Below are 16,000 nucleotides of genomic sequence, written 5' to 3' on the forward strand. Positions count from 1 at the left end.
TATTTTGCTTACTAGAAAGTTTTAGTACTTAAATAACCGAAACCTGTTTCGTTAGTAGCACCTGTAATAGCTTGAATTTCAACTTCGATAGTTCCATCTTCTCTTAATGAGTCTTGGTTACCACCAGCAATTACATTTACTACATCGATGTGTCCGATAACTCTATCTAATTTTGGTAATACAACCACTTCGTTAGCATTACCTCCAGTTACTACTGCATCAGCAGCTACGTCAGCATCAGCTAAGCTTTGGCTGGCTCCGTCACGTCCTGCATATTCATCAGTTACGATAACTGTTTTAACTTTTTCAGCTTCAATTTTTTTACAGTTCATGATTAAGTCAGTATCTGGGTTACCGAATCCTTCTTGAGATACGATTACAGCATCTAAGTTTAAGTAACGACAAAGTTTTGCAGTCCAGTTAGATGAACGTTCTTTATCCATTAAGTAAACATTTTCGTTAGTGATGATTACACCTAAGAAGTTAATTTCTTTACCATGTTTTTTATATAAATCTTCAATAACACCATTGTTTAAGTGCACATATGTTGGGTTTTTATCACAAGCTGATACACAGTTACCACTTACGATAGCACCATCCATAATTTCAGTTGGATATAGAATTGTTGGTACTATTTGTTTTGCATCAACACCGTATACATAAGTATCATGTAATAAACCTTGAGTTTGAAGCATGTATACATACCCTACTTTTGGTAGATCTGGATATTCAGCAATTTGTTCTAATAAAGGTTTAGTTTCAAATACTTCTACTTCTTCTGGTTCTAATGAACGAGCTAATTCTGCAATGTAACGAGCAGCTTTGAATCCGATGTAGCGAACTGCTTTTTCGTGTTCGTGTTGTTTAACTCCTTCTTTAGGCTCAGCAATAACGATTAAGTTATTTGTTTTAGAAAATGGAGTATATTCAGCTCCAAGTCCTGTCATGTCGATAATACCTTCTTGGAATCCTACGATTTTACCAGTAGTTACTACAGCCATACCTTTAAGTGCGATTGTACGACCTTCACCTACAGTATCTACTTTTGAAAGGATACCTGGGAAAATTCCTCCACGACCTTCAACTTTAACACGAGGTTCAATTACATCCTTAACTGGTGTAATACGAACACTCTCACCTGGACGAGCAATATCTAAATCAACAGATTCAATTGCATCATCCTCGAAAACAGCTTTTACAAGCTCTTCTTTATTTACATATAATACATTTGCCTCGATTTTTGATTCTGCAGCAAATTGTATATCTTTAATATGGATCTTTCCTAATTCAAGACGCATACCTAATACCTCCCTATTGAGTTTATTTTTTTTATAAATATTTGTTAATCATAGCTTCTATATTTGGAACAGTAGCATCATCTTTAGTTACTTCTTCGACTTTGCTTCCGTCTTTATATATGGCTATTGTTGGTAACCCTAAAACTTTTTGTTTGATTGCAAGTCTTCTTGCTTTTGTTGTATCTAGAGCAGCAAACTTAAGTTTGTCTCCGTATTTGTCTGCTAATTCATGTACACTTGGCATAAGTGCTTTACATGGTTCACATCCTTGGCTCCAAAAGTCTACTAACACGTATCCTTCTGCTTCCAATACTTCACTCTCAAAGTTTTCTTTGTTTAGTTCTAACATTGTCTTTGTCTCCTTTTTTTATTTTTAAATTTTATTCAAATTTCCCAGCAATATATTTTTCTGCAGTGATCGCTGCTACAGCACCATCCCATACAGCTGTCACTACTTGACGAATTTCTTTTTGACGACAGTCACCTGCTACAAATACACCTTCAACATTTGTCTTAGTGTCTTCTCCAGCTTTAATATAACCACCTTCAGTAAGTTCAACTTTTCCTTCAAATAGTTTAGTTTGAGGAACATATCCGATGAAGAAGAATAATCCCATAGTTCCATCTTCTTCGTCAGCTTCTACCACATATTCTTCACCTGTAGCTACATTTTTTAATTTAATAGCTTCTGAATTCCATCACCAATTGCTTCAAGAACAACCGTTTCAGTTCTAATTTCGAATTGTGGATGATTTCTTGCTTTTTCAGCTGTGATCCTTTCACAGTGAATATCTTCTTCAAAATGGATGATTGTTACTTTACGAGCAAATTTAGTTAAGAATAAGGCTTCTTCTACAGCACTATTTCCTCCACCAACTACGAACACTTCAAGTCCATCGAAGAAGTCACCATCACAAGTAGCACAGTAAGAAATACCTTTACTTTCTAATTCCCTAACCCCTGGAATATCTAATTTTCTTGGAGATGCTCCGGTTGCAATTACTACTGCTTTAGCTGTGTAATCACCGCTTGTACAAGTAACTACTTTTCGTCCCCTTCAAGTTCAACATTTAGTACTTCTTCTTGTTTGAACTCTGTACCAAAATTTTTAGCTTGTTCTGCCATTCTCGCTGTTAAACGTGGTCCAGTTGGATCTTCAATCGCACCAGGATAGTTTTCAATCATGTGAGTGATTGCTGCTTGTCCTCCATTTTTCGATTTTTCTAGAACCAAAACGTTTAATTTAGCACGTGAAGCATACAACGCAGCTGATAAACCTGCAGGTCCAAAACCAATGATAATTACATCATAATTTCTACTCATAATTATCCTCCTTTATTTATTTTTTTATAAAATTCTATTTATCGCATTTAATAATAAATCGTAATCAATAACACTAAAGTCATCTTTTACTCTATCTGTCCACTGAGGAACTTCTTTATTTTTTCTAAATTTTTCAAAAGTTCCTACCGCTTCAGAAATTAAATTAATAGAAGCAACATCTAGTTCATTATTTTTCTTAATGACTACGGATCTATAAATTGTTTCATTTGGTTTAACACTTCCATATAGTGGATGTGTTACAATTTCCCAATTTTCATGAACGTAGTCCCTAACTTTTTTTAATACATCTAGATATTCAATATCGTAATATTCGACTTCTATGTTTCTAACTTTTTCATTTGAAAATCTTGGATTATTTGTTATCAATTTCATAGCGTCCCTCCTAAAATAAAAACAACAAAAAGAAAGCTAGCTTTCTCTCTGTTGACTTGCTTCAGAGTTCTGTCCTAGTGCAGTTTTTTTACCTGAGAATTTCATTAACAATTGCTAAGTGTTAATTTGTACCTTCGGTGTCCAATGTCCTCTCCCACACTAATCATACAGTTTATTTTTTACACCCTTATTTTATACTATTTCTCAAACAAATGGAACCATTATTTTAAACCATGTATACGCTCTACAAAAATATATTATCATATATGCTCATGAAAAATAACATTAAATCTCATTAAATCTACAACATAACTGTTATATAACTGATTTTTATTCTGAAATTTAAAGAATATTTTTGTTTTTTTCGAAGTATAGTTTTATAAATTAAGTTTATACTATCTTGCGAAAACACCTTTGTAATAATTATGAAAGTAATGAAAACATCTGATTTTTAGAAAATAATATGCTTATTTTACATTTATTTATAATTTTTTTCGTTGAAATATACATACTTTTTCGTTATACTTAATCATACATTCATTTAGTATAAGGAGGAATAATATGAATAACACTCAAAAAAGTTTATTATCTATCCTCGTATGTTATTTTTCTTGGGGACTATTTCCTATTTATTTTAAATTACTAAAAGAAATAGATGCATATGAAGTTCTTGCGATGAGAATTATATGTTCTTTTGTTTTTATGGTTATTGTAGTGATGATTGCAAAAAATAAAAAATCTATCCTTAATGAAATAACGACTCTCTGGAAAAATAAGAAACGTGTCTTGTTATTAGTACTAGCATCTTTTTTAATATCATTAAATTGGCTTACATATATAATTGCAGTTAACACTAATCATGTACTAGAAGCAAGTTTTGGATACTATTTAAATCCAATTGTAACAATTATCTTAGCCGTAGTATTTTTAAAAGAGAAACTAACACACACTCAAACAGTAGCATGTCTATGTGTTGGCGGATCATTATTATACTTATTTATATCACTGGGATCTCTGCCATGGATTTCCATTATTCTAGCATTAAGCTTCGGACTTTACAGCTTATGTAAGAAAAAAATTGTACTAAGTCCAAAAGCAAGTTTACTTATAGAAACAGCAATAGTTTCTCCTATTGCATTTATCTATATAAGTTATCTTACAGCAAATAATTCACTTACATTTTATTCTTTTGGAACAGATACATTAATATATTTATTATTATCTGGTGTAATTACTGCAGTTCCACTAATGTTATTTGCTAAAGGAGCTACAGCAATTCCACTATACATTTTAGGTATTCTTCAATACTTACCACCTACAATGCAATTCTTCATAGGAATCTTTGTATATGGAGAGGTATTAAGTATTCAAAAACTAATCTCATTCTCAATAATTTGGGTAGCCGTAGCAGCATTCTGTTATTCAGCGGTTATTTCAATGAAAAAACAAAACTTAATTAATGAGAGTCATAAAAAATAAAAAGAACTTATCCATATTTTTCATGGATAAGTTCTTTTTTATAATATTGTCCAATTTTTATATACTACTTTCTCTAATGCACCTTTATCATTACCTAATTCCTGTTTCAATTTCAAGATCAGAGGCGAGGAATTCTTTATACCTAATTCTTCCAAGTCGATCCAATATATTCCACTAGAATCATTTAGTTCATCTTCCAACTTTTCTGAAATCATATCTTGCTGTTCGAGATTAATATCAACGTTATAAAATACCATAATATGATGTACTGTGCGATTAGATTCTTCTACAAAAACATCATAAGCTCTGCAGTTCCCATAGTTTTCTATTGCATACCCCGTTTCTTCTCTGAATTCACGAACTAATGTTTCTGTAAGTCCCTCATTTTCTTTTTGACTACCTCCTGGTAAATCGAATCTATTTTTATAAGGTCCTCTCTCTTTTTGGATACATAAAAGCTTATTATTTCTTATACATATTCCATAAACTCCAATGTGATTAATAATCATAATATACCTTCCTCAATTCTTCAAAAAGGGGCTGACCTAAAAGACCTAAATTTTAACAAGGTGTATATGAAAACTCATAGACGCAGTGGTTTATTGATATCTAAATTCGCTTTATAAAAGCTATTTAGATATCTAATAAACTGTGCGGGGGTAACTCGACAAAATCGATTTCTACGAAATCACGATTTTTGAGTCACTCCCGCTTTAATCTTATTCTAATTCTGCTAATTTAGCTTTTAAGTATGGCACTAAATCATCTTTTAAATCAGACTTAAGTGCAAAGTCGATAGTAGTTTTAACAAATCCAATTGTTTCACCTACATCGTAACGTTTACCTTGGAAGTCATATGCATAAACATTTTCTTCCTCATTTAACATTTGGATAGCATCTGTTAATTGAACTTCTCCACCAACACCCACTTGTTTTTTAGCTAAGTGTTTGAAAATTCCTGGATTAAGAACATATCTTCCCATAATCGCTTGATTAGATGGTGCTGTTCCTGGAGCTGGTTTTTCCACAAAAGTTTCAACATCATATAAGTGTCCATCTTGTCCTTTAGGCGCAATAACACCATATCTGTGTGTTTGATCTTCTGGAACTGTTTGAACCCCGATTACAGAACATCCTGTTTCTTCTGCTTTATCAATAAGTTGTTTGATTGCAGGATATTCATCATTAATTACAACATCGTCACCAAGTAATACTGCGAATGGCTCATCTCCGATGAAACTACGAGCAGTTAAAATCGCATCTCCTAATCCTGCCATTTCTTTTTGACGTACGTAGTGAATATTAGCAAGTTGTGTTGGGTATTTAACTTTTTCTAATAATTCAAGTTTACCTTTGTTTTCTAACTCTACTTCTAACTCCACGTTTCTATCGAAGTGGTCTTCAATAGCTCTTTTTTGTTTACCAGTTACAATAATTATATCTTCAATTCCAGCTTTTACCGCTTCTTCTACTATGTATTGAATAGTAGGAGTATCGATAATCGGAAGCATCTCCTTAGGTAATGCTTTAGTAGCAGGAAGGAAACGCGTACCATATCCTGCTGCTGGAATAATCGCTTTTCTTACTTTTTTCATTTATTCACCTATATTCTTTTCTAAAATTTAACAAACTAATAATAACATATTTTCATCGATTTGGCAAACTTTTTCCTTATTTTCAAACTATATAAATAACATTTTAAATTTAGCATTCTTTTATGTCACCGATATCGAATATTGATATTATGTTTTTTTATAAAATCCTTTATTGTTTTTCTGTTTTGTTTCGAACATTTATCGAACAATACTTAAAAGAGAACTTAGAATGAAAAAACATCCTAAGTTCTTATATTTTATCTTGTATTTAAGGCTTGTACAACAACATTTGTTGTTTGTTCTTTACCATTTCTATAGTAAGTTACTTTTACAGTATCTCCAATTTTTGATTTCTCAAATAAGTATTTTCTAACTGCAGCAACATCTTTTACTTCTTCACCATTTAATTTTGTAATGATATCATATTTCTCTAAACCTGCTTGATCTGCTGGTGTACCGTTCTCAACATAACGAATTACTACACCTTGTTTACCTTCATATTTCAATTGAGATTTAACAGTATCACTATCTACTGTATTCACAGATACTAATTGTACACCTAATGCAGGTCTAATCACTCTACCTGATTGTTCTAATTGTTCAGTAATAAGTTTTACTTCATTTGAAGGAATACCAAACCCAATTCCCTCGGCACTTACATTTGCAGTTGCTTTTGCAATTTTAGACTCGTTAATACCGATAAGTTTACCTTCACTATTGATTAATGCACCACCACTATTACCTGGGTTAATGGCCGCATCCGTTTGAATTACAGTTTGGTTCCAGTCATTTTTACCATCTCCATCAACATCCATTGGGATTTGTCTATTTACAGCTGATACAATTCCTTTTGTAACAGTATTAGATAAGTTAACATCTAAGGGCGATCCGATAGCAAAAGCTGTTTCACCAACTGCGATTTTATCACTATCAGCAAAATCCATCGTTGTAGTTACATTATCTCCGCTAATTTTTAATACAGCAAGGTCTGTCCAAACATCAGTCCCGACAACTTCTGCATTTACATTTGTTCCATCACTTAAAATAACAGATAATTTCTTAGCACCATTAACAACGTGGTTATTAGTAACGACATATGCTACATTTCCTACTTTTTTGTAGATCACTCCACTACCACTAGAAGCTGCTTTTAAATCACCAGAATCATTACCAGATCTACTAGAACCTCCTAAGATTGACTCTAGGTTATTAGATGTATTACTTTGGTAGTTCACGATTGAAACTACTGCATCTTTTGCTTTTGAAATTGCGTTTACTGTAATTTGTTCATTATCTTTATCTTCTTTTGTCGCTGTTACCGAAGAATTCAGAGCCTTACCAGTTCCCATTACCGCTTGCGCTCCAAAAACACTAGTAGCTCCAAGAGCAAACGCTGCAAAGACAGTTAGAAATAATTTTCCATAGTTATTTTTCTCCTGAACAGGTACTTGTGCATTGTTCATCTCTTGATAATTTTCATAGTTATTGTATTGAGAATTTTCTACATTATCATAATTTTGATAATCGTTTTGTTCATTATAATTTCCTTGATTGTTAAATTCTCTATTATTTTGGTTGTTATTTCTGTTTTCCATAAGAATCCTCCTTTTAAACTTTATTTATATTATTTTAAGGTTAAACGTATTTCACCTACATTTTTATAATATCAGTATCAACTTAAACGAAGTTTAAAGAAAAGTTTAAATGTACTTAATATTTTTTTACGAATTACGTATCATATATTTTTCATAATATATATACTTCATTATTCTATATATAAATTATATGAAAAAAATAAGAAGGATGCAACATTTGTAACCTAATGAAACCTAAATAAAAAACTCAAACGTAATTAATCCATGATTGAAGTTCAAACATGAGTAAATTACGCTTGATGTTTATCTTTATACTAATACTATATATTTTTTACAGATATCCGCGAAGAATCCTTGAACATCTCCTGCTTTAAGCATATCTTCTTGTTCTTGATCCACAATATAGTTCTCACTAGCTTCCATAACCGCCAGAAGTCGTTTGAAAGTATCAGCAAATAGAGCTTCATCTTCATTCAGTAAATAGTTGAAGTTTTGTTCAGCAAAAAATGGAATGAAAACCTCTCTAAACGCACCTTGACGTATTCTACCAATAAGTTTTTCACCACTTGCTGTAACGAATAAGTCTCCTTGTTTTTCAACAAATTCTTTCGCTTTTATGTGACTAGAAAAAATCTGGAATCCTTCTGCTTCTTTGTACTCTCTAAAAACTGGAATTTTAAGACCTTGTTCTTCGTAAAGAGCTTTATCGATTATCACAAAAACCTCTTCTAAATCCCAGAATTCTTTCGCTATATAATAAAATGCTACACGCCATCTACTATCACTTTTCGGCAATCTTTTAAATGTAGCTACTTGCTCAACTAATTTAATATCTTTTTCCAATACTGTTTCCTCTATCTCTATGTGAATTTAATCTAATTGAATTACCGTTCCTATACGTTTTGAAGTAGCATTGTCCAGCCTATATGAGAAAAATTTGTCATTATCTCTTACCGTACAGAAATCAATAATTTTAATATTATCTTCTAGTATACCACATTTTTTCAATAATTCTTTATTCAATTTCCATAAATCTAAATAATATTTACCATCAACTTCTTTATAATAATTTGGCACTTCTAAAACAGCGAATTTTTCGATAAGATCATAAGAAACTTCGTAGTTATCCACACTAACCGATGGCCCTATAATAGTCTTAATATTTTCTATCTTACAACCATATTTTCCTGTCATTATATTCACCATTTCTCCGGCAATATTCCCATATGTCCCACGCCATCCTGCATGAGCTAAGGCAACAACACCTTGCTTTTTATCACAGAAAACAACAGGTACACAATCTGCAGTAAAAATCAACAACGGAGTATTTCTAAGATTAGTAATTAAACCATCCGCTTCCTTTCCATTGTCAGCAATATCAGCTTCCGATTCAACAATACGAACATCTGCTCCATGAACCTGAGTATTATAAACTATATTATCATGATTAAATCCATATTTATCAGAGAATCTTTTCATATCTTCATTACTCTTCGCATCAACATTCCTATTAGTAAATGCTATTTTTATATTGTTATCACAAATTAAATATCCATCAACTATCTCTCTCATAATAACCTCCTAAATTAACACTAATAATATTATACACAAAATATGGGCTGTTGTCTCATTACCCTACTCTATTGAAAATTTTCCTGTTTATACCATACATTCATAATTTCATCTAAAAAATAGGAATCTGAAACATATATCTCTCAGACTCCTATTAAACATTTATCTTATTATTCTACTAAATCTAAGTAAACTTTTTTACTAAATGTTGTTGAATTTAATACAGTACGGATTGCGTTAATCACTGTACCTTTTTTCCCTATAATACGCCCACAATCTTCTGGGTGCACTGTTAAAATGTAGTGTTCACGTGCATTTTTAACGAATTTTTCGATTTTGATTTCATCTTTATGCTCAACAATTTCGCTAACAATACTATAAATTAATTCTTCCATGTCTCTCTCCTTATTTAGCTACGATATTAACTAATCTTCCAGGAACTACGATTACTTTCATAACTTGTTTTCCTTCGATTAATTCTTTTACTTCTTCATTAGCTAGAACTATTTGTTCTAATTCAGCTGGCGTTAAGTCTTTCTTAACATCTAATTTAGCTTTAACTTTACCCATAAGTTGAACTACGATTTCTACAGTATCACTCACAAGTTTGCTTTCATCAAATGTTGGCCATGGTACGTATGAGATTGACTCAGTATTACCATAGATTTCCCACATTTCTTCAGCAAGGTGAGGTGCAAATGGTGCAAGAAGTTGGATAAATCCTAACGCATATTTACGAGGGATATATTCAGCTTTATAACAATCATTTACGAATACCATAAGTTGTGAGATAGCTGTGTTAAATCCAAGAATTTCGATATCTTCTGATACTTTCTTAACTGTAAAGTTATAGCTTACTTCTAATTCTTCATTATCTTTATCTTGAACTTTGTCATTCACTTTACCAGTTTCTTCATCTACGAATAGACGATATACTCTATCTAAGAAACGACGAGATCCATCAAGTCCATTTTCACTCCATGCGATTGAAGCATCTAATGGCCCCATGAACATTTCATAAACACGTAATGTATCAGCACCGTGAGATACGATAATATCATCAGGGTTAACTACATTACCTTTAGATTTAGACATTTTCTCCGGACGACCATCTTTACCTTCAGCAAGAATCATACCTTGGTTGAATAGTTTTTGGAATGGTTCACGAGTCGGAACTAGACCTAAATCATAAAGTACTTTGTGCCAGAAACGAGCGTATAGTAAGTGAAGTACTGCATGTTCTGCTCCACCGATATAAACGTCTACAGGTAACCAATATTTTAATTTCTCTGGATCTGCGAACATTTCATCATTGTGTGGATCAATGTAACGTAGGTAGTACCAGCAAGAACCTGCCCATTGTGGCATTGTGTTAGTTTCACGTTTACCTTTTTTACCAGTCTCAGGATCTACTACATTTAACCACTCTTCGATATTAGCAAGTGGAGATTCTCCTGTTCCTGATGGTTTAATGTTGTCAGTTTCTGGAAGTAATAGTGGCAGTTCACTATCAGGTACTGTAGTCATAGTACCATCTTCCCAGTGGATAATTGGAATTGGTTCTCCCCAGTAACGTTGTCTCGAGAATAACCAGTCACGTAGTTTATATGTAACTTTACTACGTCCAACTTTATTTTCTTCTAAGAATTCAATAACTTTAGCGATAGCTTCTTCGTTGTTTAATCCATTGATGAAATCAGAGTTGATGTGTTTACCATCACCAAAGAATGGTACAATAACTTCACCATTATCTTCGATAACAGCTTTGATTGGTAAATTAAACTTAGTCGCAAATTCATAATCACGCTCATCATGCGCAGGAACAGCCATAACAGCTCCAGTTCCGTAGCTTGCTAGAACGTAGTCAGCAATCCAAAGTTCTACTTTTTCACCATTTACAGGGTTAATCGCGTAAGCTCCTGTGAATACTCCTGTTTTATCTTTATTAAGGTCTGTTCTTTCAAGATCAGACTTACGTTTAACAATATCAAGATACTCCTCAACAGTAGCTCTTTGTTCTTCTGTAACGATTTCTTCTACAAGTTTGTGTTCAGGTGCAAGCACACAGTAAGATACACCAAATACAGTATCAGCACGTGTAGTGAATACTGTGAATGCTTTATCAGTTCCTTCAATTTTGAAATCAATCTCAGCACCAACAGATTTTCCAATCCAGTTACGTTGCATAGCCTTAAGACTTTCTGGCCAATCAAGAATATCTAAATCAGCAAGAAGTTTTTCAGCGTAATCAGTAATTTTTAGTACCCATTGACGCATTGGACGGCGCTCTACAGGGTGTCCTCCACGCTCAGATTTACCATCGATAACCTCTTCATTAGAAAGTACTGTTCCCAATGCCGGACACCAGTTAACAGGCATTTCATCAACATAAGCAAGTCCTTTTTCATAAAGTTTTTTGAAAATCCATTGTGTCCATTTGTAGTAGTTAGGATCTGTTGTATTTACTTCACGATCCCAATCATAAGAAAATCCTAATTCTTTAATTTGACGACGGAACGTGTCGATATTAGTTTTAGTAAAATCTCTTGGGTCATTACCAGTATCTAATGCATATTGCTCAGCAGGTAATCCGAATGCATCCCATCCCATTGGATGAAGTACATTGTATCCATTCGCTCTTTTATATCTACTTAAGATATCAGTAGCCGTATACCCCTCTGGGTGACCTACGTGAAGTCCAGCTCCTGATGGATATGGGAACATATCCAATGCAAAAAATTTCTCTTTCGTATGATCATCTAATGTTTTGAATGTTTTATTTTCATCCCAATATTTTTGCCATTTTTTTTCTATAACTCTGTGGTTATACACCATAATTTAAGCACACTCCTTTGCTTTCAAGTTCTCTAAGTTATAGTATACCAATTTTAACGATTTTTAGCAACAACTGTTATAATTTAGGGTAAAAATAAATAAATATAACAATATTATCTTTATTATTTTAGTATAAAGCTGTCGCTATGCTATCTTATAAATTTAAAATTTCAAACAAAAACGACACAGAAAATTAGATTTCTTAAAATCAATATTCCTGCATCGTTCTATTCTATTATCCTATTGCTACGAATGATCCACCGATGTTAGTGTCGTAAGGATCTGTACTTCTTTGGTTCCAAATAGTATTGATATCATACCATTTACCTGTATTGTATGAACTATCTGGATCCATTGCTTTAGTTTTTCCATTGCTATATCCACTTAAAATAATAGCGTGAGTCAATCTACCTTTAGCGAAAATACCATTTCCTACAGTCGCAAACACAGGTTTACCGCTTTGTAGTGCTGCAATAAGTTGTTCTCTAGTTGTAATAACTGTGTGTTTGTATCCATAAGCGTTAATCGCATAAACAGCACCTTTACCTGATGTCCCTAATTCACTAACATTCATCTCGTTAGTGTTGTTGTAGATTGTATCTGCTACAGCTGTTGGAAGAACTTTTTGTCCTAATCCATTAAATACCATAGCTAATGATGTTGGTACACATCCAGTTTGTGCCATAGTACCAAGACCATATCTCTTATGACCCCAACGATAATCTCCTTGATAATATTGAGGCATATTTAAAGCAGCAGTGTTTTGGTCCGCTTTTGCGTAGTCAGGTACCCATTTTCCACTAGAATCTACGTAGTAGCGTCCATTATCTACCCACGCACTCTTAGCCATTTTACCATCAGCTCCTAGCCAGTAATTTCCTACCCACTTATTACGGGCTAATGAACCATCTTTTTCATAGTAATACCAGTTTCCACCGTTACGTTTTTGCCATCCTAGTTCATCATTAATGATAACTTTTTTCTTGATTGATGGATCTTTTTTACCAGACTTATCTACGTAGAAATGATCGTTGTCTACCCAGTTATCTGTTACCATTTTACCATCTTTCCCTACCCAGTAAGTATCACCAATCCATTTATTACGTGCTACTTCACCGTTGTCATAGTAGTACCATGCGTTATCTTCTTTTTTCCAACCTTGTTTCTTCTCTGCTGGTTTTGATTCTTCTGGCTTCTTAGCATCTTTTACCCATGCTCCGTTTGCACCTACGTAGTAACGTCCGTTATCTACCCATGCGCTTGTCGCCATTTTACCATCAGCTCCAACCCAGTATATGCTACTGATCCATTTGTTACGAGCTAATGTTCCATTTTCGAAGTAATACCAAGTGTTTCCTTCTTTCAACCAACCTTGTTTCTTCTCTACAGATTTTGGTGCTTCTGGCTTCTTAGCGTCTTTTACCCATGCTCCGTTTGCACCTACATAGTAACGTCCATTGTCTACCCATGCGCTTGTCGCCATTTTTCCGTCAGCTCCAAGCCAGTAGCTTCCTATCCAGGCATTTCTAACGATTTGCCCTTGGTGATAGAAGTACCATGCTCCACCACTTTGAACCCAACCTTGTTTTTGTGCTACGGCTGGTTTCGGTGTTACAGGTTTAGCTGCTGCTGGTTTTTGAGCACCTTTTACCCATGCTCCGTTTGCATCTACGTAATAACGTCCGTTATCCACCCATGCATTTGTTACCATTTTACCATCTGCACCTAGCCAATAGTTTCCTGCCCAAGCGTTTCTTGTTAATGCTCCATTTTGATTATAGAAGTACCAAGCATTTCCAGTCTTAACCCATCCTTGTGCTGCTAGTGCATCACTACTAGCTACTGTATTTACAGCGATTGGTGTAGCTAATACTGTTAATACTCCTAATCCTAATTTTAATCTATTTTTTATCATAATATATTCACCTCAAAAAATTCCACATTTATTTAAATTGCATTACTTATTTTACAATAATTAATACTTTATTTCAAGAAATTATAAGTTATTTTTCTTATTATTTTAAAAGTAAAGAAGTTGCCAATTCATCGACACCTTCTTTACTTAATTATCTATTTATAGTATTCTACAATTCCGTCAACAATTCCATCAGCAAGTTTTTCTTGATACTCATTAGTCTTAATTTTATTTACTTCCTCTTGATTGTCTATGAATCCTAATTCAACTAAGATTGATGGAATAGATGTTTCACGAAGTACAGCGAATGATGCGCGTTTCACACCTCTATCATATGCACCAGTTTTGTAAAGTAGATTTTGTTGAATTTTATTAGCTAATTTTCTACTTTTTTCTATTCTTTCGGGACTATTATGATTATCTTTATTAATCTCAGGTTCATATCCTTGTTCATGTTTATAATAATAAGTTTCTATACCATAAGCCGTTCCTCTTCCTCCAGCATTAAAATGAATACTTAAAAACATGTCCGCATTAGATTTATTTGCTTGATCTGCACGACTTACTAATCCTACATCTTTATCTGTGTTTCTACTTGTTAATACTGTATAACCTAAAGAAGCAAGTCTACTACTTACTTTATTATATACGCTAAGAGTTAAATCTTTTTCTCTGACACCATTTTCAACTGCTCCCGAGTCGCTTCCACCATGTCCAGGATCCAAGAAAATAGCACGTTTTGTATTTTTATCTCTCGATGCATCTTTTACCCATACTCCATCTGCCCCTACATAGTAACGATTATTATCTACCCAGCTGTTTGTTGACATTCTTCCATCAGCTCCTAGCCAGTAATTTCCTGCCCATTTATTTCGTGCTAATGTCCCATCTGTGTTGTAGTAGTACCATGTATTAGAGTCTTTTACCCAACCTTGTTTCTTCTCTTCTGGATGTCTAGCATCTTTTATCCATGCCCCATTTGTTCCTACGTAGTAACGATTATTATCTACCCAGCTGTTTGTCGCCATTCTTCCATCAGCTCCTAGCCAGTAATTTCCTACCCATTTATTTCGTGCTAATGTCCCATCTGTGTTGTAGTAGTACCATGTATTAGATTCTTTTATCCAACCTTGTTTCTTCTCTTCTGGTTTTTGAGCATTTCTTACCCACTCACCATTACTTCCCACATAATAACGTCCGTTATCTACCCAGCTGTTTGTTGACATTCTTCCATCAGCACCTAACCAGTAATTTCCTGCCCATTTATTTCGTGCTAATGTCCCATCTGTGTTGTAGTAGTACCATGTGTTAGAGTCTTTTACCCAACCTTGTTTCTTCTCTTCTGGTTTTTGAGCATTTCTTACCCACTCACCATTACTTCCCACATAGTAACGTCCGTTATCTACCCATGAGCTTGTTGACATTCTTCCATCTGCACCTAACCAGTAGTTTCCTACCCATGCATTTATAACTACATTTCCTTGGTAATAGTAGTACCAAGCTCCTCCACTTTGTACCCAACCTTGTTTTTGTGCTACAGCTGGTTTTTGAACACCTTTTACCCATGCTCCGTTTGCATCTACGTAATAACGTCCGTTATCCACCCATGCATTTGTTACCATTTTCCCATCGGCACCTAACCAGTAGTTTCCTGCCCAAGCGTTTCTAGCCAATACTCCATTTTGATTATAGAAGTACCAAGCATTTCCAGTCTTAACCCATCCTTGTGCTGCTAATGCATCACTACTAGCTACTGTGTTTACTGCGATTGGTGTAGCTAATACCGTTAATACTCCCAATCCTAATTTTAATTTATTCACTTTCATGATAGTTCCTCTTAATTTCTTCTAAAATAATTCTATTTACATAAATACATGTTTTACTATTTTATTATAAAATTAATAATTTTTCAAAAGAATACCACAGTTGTAACATAATCTTAATATTAGTCACATATTTATTGACACTTACATATACTTCCGATAAAATGAATAT

16 protein-coding genes and 1 riboswitch are annotated in these 16,000 nt (G+C 33.7%); of the genes, 1 reads left to right on the top strand and 15 read right to left on the bottom strand.

What is annotated here, in order from left to right; genetic code table 11:
• Positions 1-11 precede the first annotated feature (11 nt).
• From GEMHA0001_RS03940 to GEMHA0001_RS03955, 6 genes are read right to left on the bottom strand one after another with little or no spacing between them, the layout of a single operon-like run.
• Positions 12-1,298, bottom strand: a complete 1,287-nt coding sequence (locus GEMHA0001_RS03940; RefSeq protein WP_003144533.1) for a glycine/sarcosine/betaine reductase component B subunit — start codon at positions 1,296-1,298, stop codon at positions 12-14.
• Positions 1,299-1,329: 31 nt separating this feature from the next.
• Entirely contained in the window at positions 1,330-1,647 is a 318-nt protein-coding gene (gene trxA / locus GEMHA0001_RS03945) for a thioredoxin TrxA (RefSeq protein WP_003144580.1), read from the bottom strand.
• Positions 1,648-1,678: 31 nt separating this feature from the next.
• Positions 1,679-1,945, bottom strand: a complete 267-nt coding sequence (locus GEMHA0001_RS09295) for an NAD(P)/FAD-dependent oxidoreductase (protein WP_003144602.1) — start codon at positions 1,943-1,945, stop codon at positions 1,679-1,681.
• 26 nt (positions 1,946-1,971) lie between these two features.
• Positions 1,972-2,298 carry an NAD(P)/FAD-dependent oxidoreductase gene (locus tag GEMHA0001_RS09300; RefSeq protein ID WP_282677700.1) on the bottom strand — a complete coding sequence of 109 codons (327 nt, stop codon included), beginning with the start codon at positions 2,296-2,298 and terminating at the stop codon, positions 1,972-1,974.
• A gap of 41 nt (positions 2,299-2,339) precedes the next feature.
• A complete protein-coding gene (locus GEMHA0001_RS09305; RefSeq protein WP_003144567.1) occupies positions 2,340-2,621 on the bottom strand; it encodes an NAD(P)/FAD-dependent oxidoreductase in 282 nt (93 codons plus the stop codon).
• A 24-nt stretch (positions 2,622-2,645) separates the two neighbouring features.
• On the bottom strand, positions 2,646-3,014 hold the full coding sequence (locus GEMHA0001_RS03955) for a GrdX family protein (protein ID WP_003144615.1): 369 nt from the start codon (positions 3,012-3,014) through the stop codon (positions 2,646-2,648).
• Between the two features lie 70 nt (positions 3,015-3,084).
• Positions 3,085-3,181: riboswitch (glycine riboswitch) on the bottom strand.
• A gap of 394 nt (positions 3,182-3,575) precedes the next feature.
• On the opposite strand from GEMHA0001_RS03955, the gene rarD reads away from it, so the two are divergent.
• The gene (gene rarD / locus GEMHA0001_RS03960; protein ID WP_003144601.1) at positions 3,576-4,493 is read left to right on the top strand and encodes an EamA family transporter RarD; all 918 of its coding nucleotides are present in this window, start codon (positions 3,576-3,578) and stop codon (positions 4,491-4,493) included.
• 38 nt (positions 4,494-4,531) lie between these two features.
• Here rarD and GEMHA0001_RS03965 read toward each other — a convergent pair whose 3' ends face one another.
• The 9 genes from GEMHA0001_RS03965 to GEMHA0001_RS04005 all read right to left on the bottom strand — a co-directional run bounded on the left by GEMHA0001_RS03965 (position 4,532) and on the right by GEMHA0001_RS04005 (position 15,831).
• On the bottom strand, positions 4,532-5,002 hold the full coding sequence (locus GEMHA0001_RS03965) for an NUDIX hydrolase (protein ID WP_003144505.1): 471 nt from the start codon (positions 5,000-5,002) through the stop codon (positions 4,532-4,534).
• A gap of 210 nt (positions 5,003-5,212) precedes the next feature.
• On the bottom strand, positions 5,213-6,088 hold the full coding sequence (galU, locus tag GEMHA0001_RS03970; protein ID WP_003144581.1) for a UTP--glucose-1-phosphate uridylyltransferase GalU: 876 nt from the start codon (positions 6,086-6,088) through the stop codon (positions 5,213-5,215).
• Between the two features lie 257 nt (positions 6,089-6,345).
• Entirely contained in the window at positions 6,346-7,683 is a 1,338-nt protein-coding gene (locus GEMHA0001_RS03975; protein ID WP_003144517.1) for a S1C family serine protease, read from the bottom strand.
• 309 nt (positions 7,684-7,992) lie between these two features.
• A complete protein-coding gene (locus GEMHA0001_RS03980; RefSeq protein ID WP_003144590.1) occupies positions 7,993-8,526 on the bottom strand; it encodes a hypothetical protein in 534 nt (177 codons plus the stop codon).
• A 27-nt stretch (positions 8,527-8,553) separates the two neighbouring features.
• A complete protein-coding gene (gene pgeF, locus GEMHA0001_RS03985) occupies positions 8,554-9,255 on the bottom strand; it encodes a peptidoglycan editing factor PgeF (RefSeq protein WP_003144585.1) in 702 nt (233 codons plus the stop codon).
• Positions 9,256-9,425: 170 nt separating this feature from the next.
• On the bottom strand, positions 9,426-9,650 hold the full coding sequence (locus tag GEMHA0001_RS03990; protein WP_003144479.1) for a KH domain-containing protein: 225 nt from the start codon (positions 9,648-9,650) through the stop codon (positions 9,426-9,428).
• A gap of 10 nt (positions 9,651-9,660) precedes the next feature.
• Positions 9,661-12,090, bottom strand: coding sequence for a leucine--tRNA ligase (gene leuS, locus GEMHA0001_RS03995; protein WP_003144544.1), 2,430 nt, complete (start codon positions 12,088-12,090; stop codon positions 9,661-9,663).
• Positions 12,091-12,325: 235 nt separating this feature from the next.
• Positions 12,326-14,005 carry a C39 family peptidase gene (locus tag GEMHA0001_RS04000; protein ID WP_003144450.1) on the bottom strand — a complete coding sequence of 560 codons (1,680 nt, stop codon included), beginning with the start codon at positions 14,003-14,005 and terminating at the stop codon, positions 12,326-12,328.
• Between the two features lie 155 nt (positions 14,006-14,160).
• A complete protein-coding gene (locus GEMHA0001_RS04005; RefSeq protein WP_003144574.1) occupies positions 14,161-15,831 on the bottom strand; it encodes an N-acetylmuramoyl-L-alanine amidase in 1,671 nt (556 codons plus the stop codon).
• Between the last annotated feature and the right edge of the window lie 169 nt (positions 15,832-16,000).

Source organism: Gemella haemolysans ATCC 10379, assembly GCF_000173915.1.
In the GTDB taxonomy this organism is placed as follows: Bacteria; Bacillota; Bacilli; order Staphylococcales; family Gemellaceae; genus Gemella; species Gemella haemolysans.

Excerpts from the sequence above, each read along its gene's own strand:
- GEMHA0001_RS03975 (WP_003144517.1), bottom strand. The coding sequence starts at position 7,683 with ATGGAAAACAGAAATAACAACCAAAATAATAGAGAATTTAACAATCAA.
- GEMHA0001_RS03940 (WP_003144533.1), bottom strand. The coding sequence starts at position 1,298 with ATGCGTCTTGAATTAGGAAAGATCCATATTAAAGATATACAATTTGCT.
- GEMHA0001_RS04000 (WP_003144450.1), bottom strand. The coding sequence starts at position 14,005 with ATGATAAAAAATAGATTAAAATTAGGATTAGGAGTATTAACAGTATTA.
- GEMHA0001_RS03955 (WP_003144615.1), bottom strand. The coding sequence starts at position 3,014 with ATGAAATTGATAACAAATAATCCAAGATTTTCAAATGAAAAAGTTAGA.
- GEMHA0001_RS04005 (WP_003144574.1), bottom strand. The coding sequence starts at position 15,831 with ATGAAAGTGAATAAATTAAAATTAGGATTGGGAGTATTAACGGTATTA.
- pgeF (WP_003144585.1), bottom strand. The coding sequence starts at position 9,255 with ATGAGAGAGATAGTTGATGGATATTTAATTTGTGATAACAATATAAAA.
- GEMHA0001_RS03990 (WP_003144479.1), bottom strand. The coding sequence starts at position 9,650 with ATGGAAGAATTAATTTATAGTATTGTTAGCGAAATTGTTGAGCATAAA.
- trxA (WP_003144580.1), bottom strand. The coding sequence starts at position 1,647 with ATGTTAGAACTAAACAAAGAAAACTTTGAGAGTGAAGTATTGGAAGCA.
- galU (WP_003144581.1), bottom strand. The coding sequence starts at position 6,088 with ATGAAAAAAGTAAGAAAAGCGATTATTCCAGCAGCAGGATATGGTACG.
- GEMHA0001_RS09305 (WP_003144567.1), bottom strand. The coding sequence starts at position 2,621 with ATGAGTAGAAATTATGATGTAATTATCATTGGTTTTGGACCTGCAGGT.
- rarD (WP_003144601.1), top strand. The coding sequence starts at position 3,576 with ATGAATAACACTCAAAAAAGTTTATTATCTATCCTCGTATGTTATTTT.
- GEMHA0001_RS03965 (WP_003144505.1), bottom strand. The coding sequence starts at position 5,002 with ATGATTATTAATCACATTGGAGTTTATGGAATATGTATAAGAAATAAT.
- leuS (WP_003144544.1), bottom strand. The coding sequence starts at position 12,090 with ATGGTGTATAACCACAGAGTTATAGAAAAAAAATGGCAAAAATATTGG.